Genomic DNA, 15,412 nt, shown 5'->3' with positions numbered 1-15,412 from the left:
ACCCGGCGTGGTAATATTGTGAATTGATGCGGGTTGCTAGAGCTTGTTGTCAGCTATGCGTAGTTGACGGGCCCGCGAGAGAATCGCGTCTTCGACCGCGCGGGTGGTCGAAGCGCTGACCGGAGCGCCACCGCTGGTCAGCAAGGAAACGGACAGTGACCGTGCCGCAAGTGCCGGATCGCTTATGTGAACCGTGGCACGATAAGAGCGCCCCCCACCCGGCGGTTTGCCGTAACCGGTTACGATTACACCAGTAAACGGGTCGATCTCCTGAACCGGCAAGAAATTCAGCACATCCAGCGATGCCGCCCACAGATACCGGTTTACCTGAGTCACCTGTTCTGAAGTGTCCGGCCCAAACACGTCCCAGATCGTGCTGCGATCTGCATCGTTCAACTCACGCTCTTCGCTTGAGCTGCCATCGACAGTCAAAGCACGGGCATCGCCCGGAGGTGGCCGATTCTGTCCGCAGGCCGAGATGGCGGCCGTCACAATGGTAAAACCCAGAATCGTCGTCAGGCGCATCTTAGACAGGTCCTGTATCACTTGTTGTGTGTCGTTCGAGTGATACTCCTAGACAAGGACCCGTGCTGCAACAAGCCCATTCTTTACATAAGGGCGTGAGCGGACAGCACAGAACGCGCCAAATCGGACTGTGACATCCTTGCACCAATTCGGCCCGAATGACGGGACGGGCATTATGGCAAGCTTGCGCAAAGGGGGCAAAAAGAGCGAAACGGTGACCGTGCTGAGACATGTGCCTGGCATGTGTCGAGTAGAAAATCTTTGAAACCGAGGGAAACAAGATGAAAAAAGTTCTCTTCGCATCGACCGCTCTGATCGCAACCGCAAGTGTTGCAGCGGCCGAAGTTAAGTTCAGCGGCTACGGTCGTTTTGGTCTGGGTTATGTGGAAGATCGTTCCGCAACGGCGTCCAGGGTGGTTGTGAACACTGCCGGTACTGCGCTGACCACTCTGACAGCGACCATCGACGGTCCTGATACTTCTCTGGTCTCGCGCTTTCGTCTGAACATCGACGGGATTACAGAAACCGACGGCGGCGTCGAGTTCTCGGCTCGTGTTCGTCTTCAGGCCGACGACGCCCCAACCCTGGGTGAACAGAAAGCGGCCACACTGAGCGGCGCGCGTTTCTCGGCCATTTACGGTGGTCTGCGTGTGGACGCCGGCAACGTTTCGGGTTCGTTCGACAACTTGGCAAACTACTACGGTAACGAGCCCGGTCTGGAATTCTTCATCGGTCAGTATTCCGGTGTTGACTATAGCTTCCTGTCGTTTGATTCGACCGGTTCAGGTTCGAACGCCGTGTTCTTCCAGTACGCAGTCGGCGATTTTGCTTTCGGCGCTTCGTATGACCAGCGTGATGCGATCACTACGACCCTAACGGGTGGTGGTACTGCCATCACAGCCACGACTGCATCTGCTGATCGTTGGGATGTAAGCGCGACTTACACCTTCAACAACATCACCGCAGCTCTGGCCTATGGTGAAAACGACAGCACCGCTGCTAGCGGCGGCAGCCTGACCGTCCTGACCCTGGGTGGTGACTTTGGTGATCTGAACGCAACTCTGTTTGTCGCGGACGATGACGTGAACCTGGCTACCCGCAACGGCACCGCATACGGTCTGTCGCTGGCCTACAACGTTGGCTCGGCAACAACCGTGAACTTCGCCTACGGTGACGGTTCGGGTGATGACGACAACCAGCAGTACGGCATCGGTGTCATCCACGATCTGGGTGGTGGTGTATCGCTGAAAGGCGGCATCGGTCAGTCCGAGCGCGGTCTGGCAACTGACAGCACCCTGCAAGCTGACTTCGGTGTCAACTTCAACTTCTAAGTTGAGCTGAACCGCAAGGTTTAAGGGCAGGTCTTCGGACCTGCCCTTTTCTTTTGTGTCAACATGGTGTTTTCCTGCTGCTACTGCAAAATGAGAGGCCCCATGTCGCTGCAAGATATCACCGACAGAATAACCAAAGCTGAAGCCAAGGCCGGACGCGCCGCAGGTTCGGTTCAGTTGATCGCCGTGTCCAAAGTGCAGCCCAATGATCGGGTCGAGGCTGTGTTGGAACAGGGGCATCGCTGTTTTGGTGAAAACCGCGTTCAGGAGGCAGCGGGCAAATGGCCCGCCTTCAAAGAGCGGTATGCAAATATCGACCTGCATCTAATCGGCCCGCTTCAGACCAACAAAACCCGACAGGCGATGGAGCTATGCGAGGCAATCCATTCGCTGGACCGCCCGAAACTTGCCAAAACCTTTGCTCGGCTGGCGCAGGAGATCGGCTCCTGCCCTGACCTGTTCATTCAGGTTAATACCGGCGAGGAAGACCAAAAAGCAGGGATTCTGCCATCGGATGCGGATGGATTTATCGCCGAGTGCAAAGGCATGGAGCTGCCGGTTCGCGGTCTAATGTGTATCCCGCCAATTGATGAAGAACCGTCGCTGCACTTTGCGTTGCTGGCCAAAATCGCCGCTCGAAATGGTCTGACAGGGTTGTCGATGGGTATGAGCAGTGATTTCGATTCCGCAATCGCCCTGGGAGCGACCCATGTGCGCGTGGGATCCGCCATTTTTGGTGAACGCGTCAAACCTCAGGGATAATTAACCGCGTGTGCGGGACAACCTGCCGGGCAATCCAGTGTAAGTGATCGCGGCGAAAAGCCAGGCACCCTTCGGTTGGGTAACGCGGGCGCCGCCATTGATGCAGGAAAATCGCCGAACCACGGCCGGGAATCGCATTTGGCCAATTCCAATCGGTGATCAAAACCAAATCATACAATGGATCTGAGCGCCGCAGTATTTCATGGCTGCCAGAATATGGCGCAACAACATGCCGGTTATATTCAGGGTCGGCCTGATCATCCGACCACAGATCGCGAGGCCCTATAGCTTGGGCCCAAGGGGCAGGGGAGGGTATTCGGTCTGGTCGATAGAGCAATCCGGCAATTCGATGAACACCGGTTGGTGTGGCCCCGTCTCCTTCACGCTTGTTGTTGCTCAACCCTCCCTTGCCGATCGCACAGGGAAAGATGCGCCCGAGAAAGCGAACTCCTTTCGGTGTCAGAACCAGATCATCCGGCGTCAAAACAAATGGCCCGATTTTTCGGCTTTAGTCGCTAGGTATCCCCGGTTATGTGCGGTTTCGCCAACCTTCAGTGGGACACGTTCAGTGACGGCAATTCCCGTGCGTTCCATCATCGCGATTTTGGCGGGGTTGTTTGTCAGCAGGCGCACTGAACCAAATCCGAGGGACTTCAGGATGTCAGAGCCAAGGCGAAAATCGCGCTCATCATCTTCGAATCCCAGACGATGGTTGGCCTCAACAGTGTCAAACCCCTGATCTTGCAGGAAATAGGCGCGCATCTTATTGGCCAGACCGATCCCGCGTCCTTCCTGGTTCAGGTACAGCAGAACCCCCGCCCCTTCGGCGCCCATCTGAGCCAGCGCACCACGCAGTTGAGGACCACAATCGCATTTCAAGCTGCCCATCAGATCGCCGGTAAAACAGGCTGAATGCAGACGCGCAAGCACTGGTTTCTCGCGATCCGGACGTCCGATCTCGATGGCGTAATGCTCTTCACCGCCATCTTCGGGACGAAAAACATGCAGACGTCCGGCCTCGGAAACTTCCATTGGCAGACGTGCGGCAACAACTTCGTGCAGTGCGCTTCGGTCTGCCAGATGGGGCGCTGCGCGAGTGTGGTCGATGCATGTCAGGCCGTTTGTCGCGGCAAATTCACGGCCATCCGCGACGGGCACGATAACGGCAGCGGGCAAAAGGCGGGCAGATTTGGCCAAGGCGATGGCGATGCGATGCAGGTTGGCGTTACCCTGCCGCTCTGACATGAGCGGGCCTTTCATTGGCGCATTCAGGTCATCGGACGGATCTGCAATGGCCTGTACCCAACTGTGATCTGCATCCGCTGGAATCAGAACCCGCGCCAAATCGCCGTCATAGGCCCGCGCCTTAAGTGTTTCTGCCCGCCGCACGGTAATGGCCACGACCGGCTGCCCACCTAACGCACGCAGATCGGCTAAACGTTGCGGGCTTAGTGTCTCGGATGTCAGGGCCAGTACGCTGGTACCGGTGTCGTCTGTCAGGACGACAGGCAGACCCATCCGCAGATCTGCCCGCGCACGTGCCAGCAGTTCCTTGATGTCGGGAATAAGACTCATGTGTGTTACCCTGTAACGTTCGACCCCTCTCCTAGCCCGATCACTGTAAAATGTGAAACATTTCCTGCGCGTCAGACACGAGGGCGTGAAACCATTGCAGCAAATCTTGCTGATTGCCTTTTGCGCACGCAAGTGATGGAAAAGGTTTAGGAGGACCGTAAATGGCTCAGCTTAAGAAAATCCTGTTGGTGGATGACGACGAGGACCTGCGCGAGGCGCTTAGTGAGCAACTTGTGATGACCGAGGACTTTGATGTGTTCGAAGCGTCAGACGGTCAATCCGCAATGGAGCGGGCGCGCGAGGCGATTTACGATCTGGTTATTCTGGATGTCGGCCTGCCGGACACCGACGGGCGCGAGCTGTGCCGCCTGATGCGGAAACAGGGTGTCAAAAGCCCGGTTCTGATGCTGACCGGTCATGACAGTGACGCAGACACCATACTGGGCCTCGATGCCGGGGCGAATGACTATGTCTCCAAGCCGTTCAAATTCCCGGTACTTCTGGCCCGCATCCGCGCCCAGCTGCGCCAGCACGAACAGTCCGAGGATGCGGTATTCGTTCTGGGTCCCTACACGTTCAAGCCGGCGATGAAGATGCTGATGACCGAAGATGACCGCAAAATCCGCCTTACGGAGAAAGAAACGAACATCCTCAAGTTTCTTTACCGTTCAACTGACGGTGTTGTGGCACGCGATGTCCTGCTGCACGAAGTCTGGGGGTATAACGCCGGAGTGACCACCCATACGCTGGAAACACATATCTACCGTCTGCGTCAGAAGATCGAGCCTGATCCATCAAATGCTCGCCTTTTGGTCACAGAATCCGGCGGATATCGTCTGGTATCTTGACCGGAGGTGGATTGACTTGGATCAAAGTGATACTCTGTAGTTATATTTAGGTTACTCCCAACCCGTGCATGTCCGGGTTATGACATGTACCTCCCTGTTGGACTGCCGGGCCTTATGGCCTGGCCTTTTTTTGTCGTGGAACTGGGAAGGAACGCGCGTTAGGGTGCGCCAACCGCGACAGAGGAATCCCCTGACATGCCTTTCACCCTTGCCACTTGGAACATCAACTCGGTCCGCCTGCGCGAGCCTATCGTGCTGAAATTGCTGCAGGAAGAGGCGCCGGATGTACTATGCCTGCAAGAGTGTAAATCGCCTGTTGAAAAGATTCCGACCGAAGGATTTGCCGCATTGGGTTACACGCACATGATCGCGCGTGGGCAAAAGGGATATAATGGCGTCGCCATCCTTTCGCGACTGCCACTGGAGGAAGTTGGTGACAAGGATTTTGCCGGGCTCGGCCATGCCCGCCATATTTCGGGGCGGCTGGAAAACGGTGTGACGATCCATAACTTCTATGTTCCGGCCGGGGGAGATGTGCCAGATCGCGAAGCAAACGAGAAGTTTGGCCAGAAACTGGACTATCTCACCGATATGCGCGATTGGTTCCATGCAGAAAAGCCCGAGAAATCCATTCTGGTAGGCGACCTGAACATCGCGCCGCGCGAAGATGACGTCTGGTCGCACAAACAGCTGCTCAAGGTCGTTTCGCACACTCCCATCGAGGTTGAGCATCTGGCCGAGACGCAGGATGCGGGTGGCTGGATCGATATTACGCGGCAGGATATCCCCGAAGGTCAGCTCTATAGCTGGTGGTCGTATCGCGCCCGCGACTGGGATGCAGCAGACAAGGGACGACGGCTGGATCATGTCTGGGCGACGCCAGATATCTCGAATGCTGGGCATTCCAGCCGCATCCTGCGGGACGCGCGCGGGTGGGAGAAACCTAGCGATCACGCGCCAGTATTTGCGACGTTTGACCTCTGATACCAGAGTAAACCAAAAGTCCGCCCTTGGTTTCTGGCTCGGGCGGTTGCATATAGAGCGCAAAATTGAACCTGAGAGTGAATGCAATGGATCTTTTGAACGGCGCGGACAACACCACAGCCACCGACCTGATCAAGGACGGAACCGAGGCCACCTTTATGGCCGATGTGGTCGAAGCTTCGCAGGAAACCCCTGTGATCGTCGATTTCTGGGCGCCTTGGTGCGGTCCATGTAAAACTTTGGGCCCAATGCTTGAAGAGGCCGTGACCGCCGCCAAGGGTGCGGTCAAGATGGTCAAGATCAACGTAGACGAAGCGCAGATGATTGCCGGGCAATTGCGCGTTCAGTCGATCCCGACGGTCTATGCATTCCACAAGGGGCAGCCCGTCGATGGTTTCCAGGGTGCAGTGCCAGGATCCGAGATAAAAGCGTTCGTGGATCGCGTGATCGAAGCGGCAGGCGGCGAAAGCCCGGGCGAACAACTGGACGATGCCGTTCAGGCCGCCGAAGAGATGCTAACCGAAGGTGCCGCCGTGGATGCCGCCCAGACCTTTTCGGCTATTCTGGGCGAAGATGCCAACCATGCTGGCGCCTATGGCGGTTTGGTGCGTGCTCATATCGCATTGGGTGATCTGGATCAGGCCGAGGCGATCCTGAACGGAGCGCCGGCCGAAATTTCGACCTCGGCCGAGATCGAAGCGGCCCACGCTCAGCTGGAGCTGGCCAAACAGGCCGCGGATGCCGGCCCGGTCGGTGAGCTGACTGCGGCGGTCGAGGCGGATCCGGACAACCATCAAGCCAGGTTCGATCTGGCGCAGGCTTTGCATGCCAATGGCAATGTGGAAGAGGCCGTTTCTCAGCTGCTGGAGCTGTTCCGCCGGGACCGGGAATGGAACGATGGCGCGGCCAAGGCACAGCTGTTTACGATCTTTGACGCACTCAAGCCCAATGACCAGATTGTACTGAACGGCCGACGCAAGCTGAGTTCGATGATATTTGCCTAATCTCCGATCAGGGCTACACTCGGATTTATGATGCATCCAGCTGACCTGCCGGACACAGTCTCTGTGTTCCCCTTGCCCGGGGCACTGCTGTTACCGCGCGCGCGCTTGCCGCTGCATATTTTCGAGCCGCGCTATTTGCAAATGCTGGACGACGCATTGAAAACTCAGGAAAGGTTGATCGGAATGGTTCAGCCGAATCCGTGCCTGAGTAATGGAGATAAACTGCACCAGATCGGTTGCGCCGGTCGCGTGACGCAGTTTTCGGAAACCGAGGATGGCCGCTATCTGATCACACTGACAGGTGTTTCGCGATTCCGCGTGAAATCAGAGTTGGACAGTTTCACGCCGTATCGCCGCTGTCTGGTGTCCTGGGAGGGGTTTGACCGCGATCTGGGCAAGGTCGAGGTCGATGATGGTTTTAACCGCAGTCGATTCCTGACCCTGCTGGAAAAGTTCTTTTCATCGCGCCAATTGTCAACCGATTGGGATACGATGAAAGACGCGGACGACGAGTTGCTGGTCAACTCCTTGTCGATGCTTCTGGATTTTGAACCCGAGGACAAGCAGGCCTTGCTCGAGGCCCCATGCCTGCGTACGCGCCGCGAAACGCTGGTAACATTGATCGAGTTTGCCATGCGTGGCGGCTCAAACGAGGAAAAACTGCAATGAGCGATACACAGCACGCTTTTGACCGCCATATGCTTGAGGCATTGATCTGTCCGCAGACCCATACCACACTGCATTACGATGCCGAGCGGCAGGAATTGGTGTCCAAAGCGGCCGGTCTGGCCTTTCCGATCCGCAGCGGCATACCGGTGATGCTGGTCGATGAGGCGCGCGAGCTTGACTAGATCGGTCGGCCTTGCAGCAGTTTTGGCAGGTCTCCGGTAAGGCCGGCGGCTTCGCGCACGAAACCACGGCGAAGCCCCGGCAGCGAGCCTACAATCCCCATTCCAATGTCTCGCCCAATGCGCAAAAGCGGATTGTCGTTGGAAAACAGCTTGTTGAACACATCCGTCGCCATCGCAAGTGATGCCGTGTCGAACCGGCGCCATTCCTGATAGCGTTCCATCACCAGAGTAGAGCCGATATCTTCACCCCGGCGCCCCGCCAAGGTCAGAACTTCGGCCAGCGCACCCACGTCGCGCAGACCCGCGTTCAGGCCTTGTCCCGCAATCGGGTGCATGCCGTGGGCGGCATCTCCGACCAGTGCCAACCGGTCCGAGATAAAGGAGTTGGCGATGGTCAGGTTCAGAGGATAGGTGAATCTGTCACCTTGCAACTTGATATCGCCTAGAAAATCGCCGAACCGCGGGCGCAGGACCTGAAGGTATTCCGCTTCGGGCAGGGCGTTGATGCGCTGTGCAGTCTCGGTTCGTTCGCTCCAGACGATCGAGCTGCGGTTGCCGGTAAGTGGCAGGATCGCCAGAGGGCCTGGCGGCATGAAGAACTGATGTGCGATACCGTGATGTGGCAGCTCGTGTTCGATCGCGCAAACCAGCGCAGTCTGCCCATAGTCCCAACCCGTCCGTTTGATCCCAGCTCGCTGGGCGGTGCCACTACGGCGACCATCACACCCCGCCAGCACGTTGCCGGACACTGCGGTTCCGTCATCCAGAGTTAAAGCGACGCCTGCTGAGGTGATTTCCTGCGATACAACCGTCTTGCCGCTGATTTCGGTAATATTCTGTTCGTCGGCCATCGCTTCAAGAAACGCACGGCGCAGGTGGCGATCTTCGACCATATAGCCCATAGGGCCTTCTTCGATCTCGGCGTGGTCGAAATGCATGAAAAACGGCGATGGTCCGGCGCCTGCGTGGCCGTCCGTTACCTTGATCTCGAGCATCGGCTGAGCATGCTCAGCGACCCTATCCCAAACGCCGACTGCATCCAGCAACCGTTGCGAGGCCAGTGCCAAGGCGTAGGCACGCCCGTCAAACGCGGCGTTCTTGCGCACTTTCTCTGCCAGTGCATCAACGACGGTTACTGTGTGGCCGGTCTGCGCCAACGCCAGAGCCAGAGCGGGTCCGTTCAGCCCGCCCCCTACGATCAAAATATCGGAAGCCTTTTTCATGACCCGCAATATGCGCCCCCTTTCGGGATTGTCCATGTGCGGTCCTGTCGCTACCGTCCCGTTAAGCAGATTTCCAGAGGGGGGGCAGGATGCAGGACTGGCTAACCATGACCGCATGTGATTTGGGTCGCGGCATAGGGATGGGGCAGATTGATCCGGTAGAGCTGACCGAAACTTACCTGTCCGCCATAGACGCGCATCCACACAAGGATCGGATCTATGCCCGCGTTACCCACGACCGTGCCCGGGCCGAGGCACAAGCGGCGCAGGAACGGGCTAAACTGGGCCTGCGCCGGTCCCTGCTGGACGGGGTTCCGATAAGCTGGAAAGACCTGTTTGACACTGCCGGGACCGTGACCGAGGCAGGCTCGGCCCTGTTGAAAGACCGTATGCCTGATGCGGATGCGCTGGTATTGCACAATGCTGCGGCAATGGGGACCGTGTGTCTGGGAAAAACGCATATGAGTGAGCTGGCTTTTTCCGGCCTCGGGCTGAACCCGATCACCGAAACGCCGCCATGCGTCCATGACGAGGATGCAGTTCCGGGTGGCTCGTCTTCAGGGGCCGGCGCGTCTGTGGCCTGGGGGCTGGCGGCCTGCGGGATCGGCTCGGACACGGGCGGATCGGTGCGCATACCCGCAGCTTGGAACGATCTGGTTGGGCTGAAAACCACCGCCGGGCGTCTGAGCCTTGAGGGGGTGGTGCCACTGTGCCTGAGGTTTGACACGATCGGTCCACTGGCGCGTTCGGTTGAAGATGCGGCGCATATGTTGGCTTTGCTTGAAGGTGGCACCCCGGCTGACTTGCGGGGTGCCACCCTGAAAGGTCGCCGTTTTGCTGATCTGCAGAATGTCGCAAAGGACGATTTACGCGAGGCCCCGCGCAAGGCATACGAAGACTCCTTGCAGAAATTGAAGGAGGCCGGCGCCGAAATCGTGCCTTTGGAGGTGCCAGAACTGAACGAGGCGATGGGCTTGTCGGGGGTCCTTTACACGACCGAAGCCTATGGTCTTTGGCGGGATGTGATCGAAGCGAACCCCGATGCGATGTACCCGGAAATCCTCGAACGATTCCGCATCGGCAAGGAAGTATCCGGGCCGGACTATGTGGCGGCCTGGGCAAAACTTAAAGCCTGCCGCCACGCTTGGGATGCCGCCACCGTCGGTTTCGATGCGGTTCTGGCACCGACCGCACCGATTCTACCACCGAATCTGGATCGCCTCATGAATGATCACGAATACTACGTCACCGAAAACCTGTTGGCATTGCGCAATACCCGGATCGGCAATCTGATGGGGCTGGCGTCGCTGACCGTGCCCACCGGAACACCAAGTTGCGGGTTGATGATGCTGGGTTATCCAAGGTCCGAAGAGGTGCTTTTACGGCTGGGTGCAGCCGTCGAAACCGCATTGGCCTGAATGCCACAATCCCCTGATTCGGCACCTCTTTGTCTGGACGAAGGGGGGCTCGGCCTGTAATCTGCCAGAAAACCGGGACGCAAATGATCCCGGCATTGAGGCAGTAGTTATGAATTTTCCCGAGCGGTTTTCGAACCTACCGGCATATGCATTCCCGCGTCTGCGCGCCCTTTTGGATCATCACCAACCGGGCGGTGAGGTCGTTCATATGACCATTGGCACCCCCATGCATGATTTTCCGGGCTGGGTGACGGATGTGATCATGCAGAACGCTGCTGATTTTCAGGGCTACCCGCCGAACGAAGGTTCACCTGCACTGCGCACGTCGATCACGGACTGGATCAGGCGTCGTTATGGCGTGACCATGGACCCAGACACCAATGTAATGGCCCTGAACGGCACGCGCGAAGGGTTGTACAACGCCGCAATGGCACTTTGCCCTGAACAGAAAAATGGCCAGCAGCCGATCGTGTTGTGCCCAAATCCGTTTTATCAGGTCTATATGGTCGCTTCGATTTCGGTCGGCGCTCAGCCGTATTTCGTGTCGGCCACAGCCGCGACGGGCCACCTGCCAGACTACGTGAACCTGCCTGAAGACGTGCTGAACCGGACCGCCGTGGCCTATATCTGTTCGCCTGCCAATCCGCAGGGCGCGGTCGCCTCACGGGACTATTGGGCCGAGTTGATCCGCTTGGCCGAAAAATACGATTTCCGTATTTTCGCTGACGAATGCTACTCTGAGATTTATCGCGACAAAGCACCTGTTGGTGTTCTGACTGTCGCACAGGATCTTGGGGCCGACCCCGAACGTATTACCCTGTTCAACTCGCTTTCAAAGCGGTCAAATCTGGCTGGTTTGCGCTCGGGGCTGATTGCAGGTGGACCGGAAACGATCAGGCGGGTCAAGCAGTTACGGGCCTATTCAGGGGCACCGCTACCTGCGCCTTTGCAGGCGGCCGCGGCCAAGGTCTGGGCAGATGAGGGGCATGTTGCCGAAAACCGTGCGCTTTATCAGGAAAAATACGCCATTGCAGACACAGTGTTCGCCGGTCTGCAGGGCTATATGCCGCCCGAAGCCGGATTCTTTTTGTGGCTGCCGGTCGAAAACGGCGAGAAAACGGCTTTGAAGTTGTGGCAGGAAACCGGTGTTCGGGTTCTGCCGGGTGCATATCTTTCTCAAGGCGATCCGGGGCAGAACCCGGGCGAAGCATTTATCAGGGTCGCAATGGTGGCCCCAAAAAAAGAGTTGCAGCGCGGGCTGATTACGCTCCGCGACTGCATCTATTCGTGAGGTACGAGGGCAAAATGGCATCATTAAACGCGCGCAAACGCGATCCATTGCTGGACAGCACCACGCAGGCGGCCATTGAACGGCGCAGCAAGGAATTGATCGGAATCGCCTTGATCCTGCTGGGGTTTGCGGCGGCGGCGATGATCTGGTCTTACACACCGGAAGATCCAAACTGGATGGTGTCGACGGATGCGCCGGTACAGAACTGGATGGGCCGGATAGGTGCCTCAATCGCGGCGCCGCTGTTCATGATCGTCGGCTGGGGCAGCTGGAGCATCGCGTTGGTCCTGATCGGCTGGGGTGTACGTTTTGCCGGGCATTTTGGTGAAGATCGTGCCGTAGCTCGTCTGATCTTTGCCCCGATCTGGATTGCAATTGTCTCGGTCTATGCGGCGACCCTCGTGCCAGGAGATGCGTGGCGGGCTACGCACAGCTTTGGGCTGGGCGGGTTGTTTGGCGACACCGTCATGGGGGCACTGCTGACACTGCTGCCGATCTCGTCGCACTTCATGGTTAAACTGATGTCGCTGGCCATGGCGGGCGGTATGCTGGCGCTCGGCGTATTTGTGCTGGGGTTCACAAAAAACGATGTCCAGAGAGGCTTCCGGGCGTTCCTGTTGGGGCTTGTTCTGTCTTACGATACATTGATGAACCTGCTTGGTCGGGGGGCGTCTGCAACCGCGCAGGCGGCTCGTGACAGACGTTCGCAATGGGACGAACGCAAATCGGCCCGCTTGGAAGCTGCTGAAGCAGTTTTTGAAGACGAATTAGCTTATGCCGAGCCGGTTTTTGAAGAACCGGAAGCCGAACCCGAGCCTCTGAAAAGCGGCCTGTTGGCGCGGATGCCTTCCTTGATCCGCCGACCAGAACCCATGCCGGAGCCCGAGTTGGTCGATCCCAACCCGGTCGAGGGTTTTTATGAGATGCCGGGCGAAGACCGTATCCGCTCGAAAATTTCCGCTGCTGTGCGCAATCGCAAGGTCGCGACTGGTGAAATGACACCTGAACCGGATCCGAATTTACCGCTGACAAAAGGGCGGGGCAGGGGACCAGATCCTCTGATCCTGAACGCAGGCCAGGCTGGGGAATTGCCGCCGGAACCTCCGATGACTGCAACGGGTCTCCCGCCCGAGCCACCGTTGACTGCAGGTGAAGCGCTGGAATGGTCGGAACCGGTTGGAAAGGAAGACGCTTCGGATCCGTATTATGCGCCCGAACCAGACCCAGCACAGGCTTATCAGTCCGACCCTGATTTTGAGGATGAGGCCGTGTTCGAGGACGCGCCTGAACCTGCACAGCAACCGCGCCAAGCGATGAAAATCCCAGTGGCCGAGCCGCGTAAACCTGTTGTGGCGCAACCCGTGCGCCGCGCTCCGCCACCGTCGCGTCGCGCTCAGGCCGAGGCACAGCCGACCCTGTCGTTTGAAGAGAGGCATTCGGATTTCGAACTTCCTCCGCTGAGCTTGTTATCGAACCCGGCGGCCATTCAGCGCCATCATCTCAGCGACGAAGCGCTCGAAGAAAACGCGCGGATGCTTGAAAACGTGCTGGATGATTACGGCGTGAAAGGTGAGATCGTCAGCGTCCGCCCCGGCCCGGTTGTGACCATGTACGAACTGGAGCCTGCGCCTGGTCTGAAAGCCAGCCGTGTGATCGGTCTGGCAGACGATATTGCGCGCTCGATGTCGGCGCTGTCGGCCCGGGTTTCGACATTGCCGGGGCGTTCGGTCATCGGTATCGAACTGCCCAATGAAAACCGCGAAATGGTGGTTTTGCGAGAAATCCTCGCCAGCCGTGATTTCGGTGATGGCAACCAAGCTCTGCCCTTGGCGCTGGGCAAGGATATCGGCGGTGAATCCGTTGTGGCGAACCTGGCCAAAATGCCTCACCTGCTGATCGCGGGGACCACCGGTTCCGGTAAGTCGGTGGCAATCAACACGATGATCCTGTCACTGCTGTATAAGCTGACACCGGACGAATGCCGCCTGATCATGATCGACCCCAAGATGCTGGAACTGTCGGTCTATGACGGCATCCCGCACCTTCTGTCACCCGTTGTGACCGATCCCAAGAAGGCCGTTGTGGCCCTAAAATGGGTCGTGGGCGAAATGGAGGACCGGTATCGCAAGATGTCCAAAATGGGCGTTCGCAACATCGCCGGTTATAATGGCCGCGTTAAGGATGCGCTGGCCAAAGGCGAGATGTTCAGCCGCACGGTGCAGACCGGGTTCGATGATGAGACCGGCGAGCCGATGTTCGAGACCGAGGAATTCGCGCCCGAAGCGATGCCCTATATCGTCGTCATCGTCGACGAGATGGCCGACCTGATGATGGTCGCGGGCAAAGAGATCGAGGCCTGCATCCAGCGTCTGGCGCAAATGGCACGTGCCTCGGGCATACACCTGATTATGGCCACGCAGCGGCCCTCGGTCGATGTGATCACCGGTACGATCAAGGCGAACTTCCCCACGCGGATTTCGTTCCAGGTGACATCGAAAGTCGACAGCCGCACCATTTTGGGAGAGATGGGCGCCGAGCAACTGCTTGGGCAGGGCGATATGCTCTATATGGCTGGTGGCGCCAAGATCACCCGTTGCCATGGCCCGTTTGTCTCGGATGAAGAGGTCGAGGAAATCGTCAACCACCTGAAGCAGTTCGGCCCGCCGGACTATGTAAGTACGGTGTTGGATGGCCCGGCCGAAGATAAGGCCGACAATATCGACGCCGTTCTGGGCCTGAACACCGGTGGCAACACCAACGGCGAAGACGCTTTGTACGATCAGGCCGTGGCGATTGTGATCAAGGATCGCAAATGCTCGACCTCGTACATTCAGCGGAAACTTGCCATTGGTTACAACAAAGCTGCGCGGCTTGTTGAGCAAATGGAGGACGAAGGCGTTGTTTCGTCGGCAAATCACGTCGGTAAGCGCGAAATCCTCGTCCCCGAACAATAGGATATTTAATAACAAGGGCAGAGCACATATCTGTGAGCCATGAAACAGATTGCCTTTGCCCTTGCTTTGACACTCGCCGCGCCTGCGGCCTGGGCTGCAGATAAACTGCAGTTGTCCGAAATCTCGAACTATCTGAACCAGTTGAAAACGGTTCAGACCAGTTTCACCCAAGTGAACGACGATGGGTCACTGAGCACGGGAAAGCTGTGGTTGCAGCGGCCGGGCAAGATGCGGTTCGAATACGATCCGCCCAACAGTGCCGTTGTCCTGGCCCGCGCCGGAACGGTTCAGATCTTTGATCCGAAGTCCAACCAGCCGCCCGAGCAGTATCCACTTCGGCGAACGCCGCTGTCACTTGTTCTGGCCCGTAACGTCGATCTGGGTCAGGCCAATATGGTTGTTGGCCATGATTTCGACGGGACCGCAACTGTTGTCACAGCGCAGGATCCCAAGAGCCCCGAAAATGGCAGGATCGAACTGATGTTTACCAGTGACCCTGTCGAACTGCGAAAATGGGTGATCCATGACAATACTGGCGGTCAGACGACGGTTCTTCTGGGTCAACTGACCGAAGGCGGCAATCTGAATCAGGATCTGTTTTCCACCAGAACGAGAAGCGGATCAGCAAACCGCTGATCCGCCTGCT

Annotated in this window: 15 protein-coding genes; 11 read left to right on the top strand and 4 right to left on the bottom strand. The window is 57.7% G+C overall.

Translation table 11 applies throughout. The features are described 5' to 3' along the window. Positions 1–36: 36 nt before the first annotated feature. Positions 37–525, bottom strand: coding sequence for a DUF3576 domain-containing protein (locus AC2TCY_RS18170; RefSeq protein ID WP_480849491.1), 489 nt, complete (start codon positions 523–525; stop codon positions 37–39). Between the two features lie 281 nt (positions 526–806). Between AC2TCY_RS18170 and AC2TCY_RS18165 the strand changes: the two genes are divergently transcribed. Next, a complete protein-coding gene (locus tag AC2TCY_RS18165; RefSeq protein WP_480849489.1) occupies positions 807–1,856 on the top strand; it encodes a porin in 1,050 nt (349 codons plus the stop codon). Between the two features lie 102 nt (positions 1,857–1,958). Then, the gene (locus tag AC2TCY_RS18160) at positions 1,959–2,618 is read left to right on the top strand and encodes a YggS family pyridoxal phosphate-dependent enzyme (protein WP_480849488.1); all 660 of its coding nucleotides are present in this window, start codon (positions 1,959–1,961) and stop codon (positions 2,616–2,618) included. Here AC2TCY_RS18160 and AC2TCY_RS18155 read toward each other — a convergent pair. Next, entirely contained in the window at positions 2,602–3,102 is a 501-nt protein-coding gene (locus AC2TCY_RS18155; protein ID WP_480849486.1) for a L,D-transpeptidase family protein, read from the bottom strand. The genes AC2TCY_RS18160 and AC2TCY_RS18155 overlap by 17 nt on opposite strands. Further along, positions 3,099–4,193 carry a GTP cyclohydrolase II gene (ribA, locus tag AC2TCY_RS18150; protein WP_480849485.1) on the bottom strand — a complete coding sequence of 365 codons (1,095 nt, stop codon included), beginning with the start codon at positions 4,191–4,193 and terminating at the stop codon, positions 3,099–3,101. Before ribA ends, AC2TCY_RS18155 begins: the two co-directional genes overlap by 4 nt. Before the next feature lie 161 nt (positions 4,194–4,354). On the opposite strand from ribA, the gene AC2TCY_RS18145 reads away from it, so the two are divergent. From AC2TCY_RS18145 to AC2TCY_RS18125, 5 genes are all read left to right on the top strand, one after another. After that, a complete protein-coding gene (locus AC2TCY_RS18145) occupies positions 4,355–5,041 on the top strand; it encodes a response regulator transcription factor (protein WP_480849483.1) in 687 nt (228 codons plus the stop codon). 195 nt (positions 5,042–5,236) lie between these two features. Further along, positions 5,237–6,025: an exodeoxyribonuclease III gene (locus AC2TCY_RS18140; protein ID WP_480849481.1), complete on the top strand. Its 789-nt coding sequence runs from the start codon at positions 5,237–5,239 to the stop codon at positions 6,023–6,025. 86 nt (positions 6,026–6,111) lie between these two features. Continuing rightward, positions 6,112–7,029 (top strand): thioredoxin, encoded by a 918-nt coding sequence (gene trxA, locus AC2TCY_RS18135; RefSeq protein WP_480849479.1) that lies wholly within the window; start codon positions 6,112–6,114, stop codon positions 7,027–7,029. Positions 7,030–7,056: 27 nt separating this feature from the next. Next, the gene (locus tag AC2TCY_RS18130) at positions 7,057–7,698 is read left to right on the top strand and encodes an LON peptidase substrate-binding domain-containing protein (RefSeq protein WP_480849477.1); all 642 of its coding nucleotides are present in this window, start codon (positions 7,057–7,059) and stop codon (positions 7,696–7,698) included. After that, complete coding sequence (locus AC2TCY_RS18125; RefSeq protein WP_480849475.1) at positions 7,695–7,880, top strand: Trm112 family protein; 186 nt, start codon at positions 7,695–7,697, stop codon at positions 7,878–7,880. The genes AC2TCY_RS18130 and AC2TCY_RS18125 overlap by 4 nt, the downstream gene beginning before the upstream one ends. Here AC2TCY_RS18125 and AC2TCY_RS18120 read toward each other — a convergent pair. After that, positions 7,877–9,139, bottom strand: coding sequence for an FAD-dependent monooxygenase (locus tag AC2TCY_RS18120; protein WP_480849473.1), 1,263 nt, complete (start codon positions 9,137–9,139; stop codon positions 7,877–7,879). The two genes, AC2TCY_RS18125 and AC2TCY_RS18120, sit on opposite strands and share 4 nt — an antisense overlap. A 53-nt stretch (positions 9,140–9,192) precedes the next feature. On the opposite strand from AC2TCY_RS18120, the gene AC2TCY_RS18115 reads away from it, so the two are divergent. From AC2TCY_RS18115 to AC2TCY_RS18100, 4 genes are all read left to right on the top strand, one after another. Next, positions 9,193–10,521 carry an amidase gene (locus AC2TCY_RS18115; RefSeq protein WP_480849472.1) on the top strand — a complete coding sequence of 443 codons (1,329 nt, stop codon included), beginning with the start codon at positions 9,193–9,195 and terminating at the stop codon, positions 10,519–10,521. Between the two features lie 109 nt (positions 10,522–10,630). After that, positions 10,631–11,812 (top strand): aminotransferase class I/II-fold pyridoxal phosphate-dependent enzyme, encoded by a 1,182-nt coding sequence (locus AC2TCY_RS18110; RefSeq protein ID WP_480849470.1) that lies wholly within the window; start codon positions 10,631–10,633, stop codon positions 11,810–11,812. 14 nt (positions 11,813–11,826) lie between these two features. Beyond that, positions 11,827–14,766 (top strand): DNA translocase FtsK, encoded by a 2,940-nt coding sequence (locus AC2TCY_RS18105; RefSeq protein WP_480849468.1) that lies wholly within the window; start codon positions 11,827–11,829, stop codon positions 14,764–14,766. Positions 14,767–14,805: 39 nt separating this feature from the next. Beyond that, a complete protein-coding gene (locus tag AC2TCY_RS18100) occupies positions 14,806–15,402 on the top strand; it encodes a LolA family protein (RefSeq protein WP_480849466.1) in 597 nt (198 codons plus the stop codon). Positions 15,403–15,412: the final 10 nt, after the last annotated feature.

This window comes from Ruegeria sp. HKCCD7181, from assembly GCF_057221055.1.
The sequence above is the reverse complement of the archived record's forward strand: the minus strand, read 5'-3'. Positions and strand labels throughout refer to the sequence as shown.

Bases quoted from the DNA above. Each gene is read 5' to 3' on its own strand.
- AC2TCY_RS18170 (WP_480849491.1), bottom strand. From the start codon at position 525: ATGCGCCTGACGACGATTCTGGGTTTTACCATTGTGACGGCCGCCATC.
- AC2TCY_RS18165 (WP_480849489.1), top strand. From the start codon at position 807: ATGAAAAAAGTTCTCTTCGCATCGACCGCTCTGATCGCAACCGCAAGT.
- AC2TCY_RS18160 (WP_480849488.1), top strand. From the start codon at position 1,959: ATGTCGCTGCAAGATATCACCGACAGAATAACCAAAGCTGAAGCCAAG.
- ribA (WP_480849485.1), bottom strand. From the start codon at position 4,193: ATGAGTCTTATTCCCGACATCAAGGAACTGCTGGCACGTGCGCGGGCA.
- AC2TCY_RS18145 (WP_480849483.1), top strand. From the start codon at position 4,355: ATGGCTCAGCTTAAGAAAATCCTGTTGGTGGATGACGACGAGGACCTG.
- AC2TCY_RS18140 (WP_480849481.1), top strand. From the start codon at position 5,237: ATGCCTTTCACCCTTGCCACTTGGAACATCAACTCGGTCCGCCTGCGC.
- trxA (WP_480849479.1), top strand. From the start codon at position 6,112: ATGGATCTTTTGAACGGCGCGGACAACACCACAGCCACCGACCTGATC.
- AC2TCY_RS18130 (WP_480849477.1), top strand. From the start codon at position 7,057: ATGATGCATCCAGCTGACCTGCCGGACACAGTCTCTGTGTTCCCCTTG.
- AC2TCY_RS18125 (WP_480849475.1), top strand. From the start codon at position 7,695: ATGAGCGATACACAGCACGCTTTTGACCGCCATATGCTTGAGGCATTG.
- AC2TCY_RS18120 (WP_480849473.1), bottom strand. From the start codon at position 9,139: ATGGACAATCCCGAAAGGGGGCGCATATTGCGGGTCATGAAAAAGGCT.
- AC2TCY_RS18115 (WP_480849472.1), top strand. From the start codon at position 9,193: ATGCAGGACTGGCTAACCATGACCGCATGTGATTTGGGTCGCGGCATA.
- AC2TCY_RS18110 (WP_480849470.1), top strand. From the start codon at position 10,631: ATGAATTTTCCCGAGCGGTTTTCGAACCTACCGGCATATGCATTCCCG.
- AC2TCY_RS18105 (WP_480849468.1), top strand. From the start codon at position 11,827: ATGGCATCATTAAACGCGCGCAAACGCGATCCATTGCTGGACAGCACC.
- AC2TCY_RS18100 (WP_480849466.1), top strand. From the start codon at position 14,806: ATGAAACAGATTGCCTTTGCCCTTGCTTTGACACTCGCCGCGCCTGCG.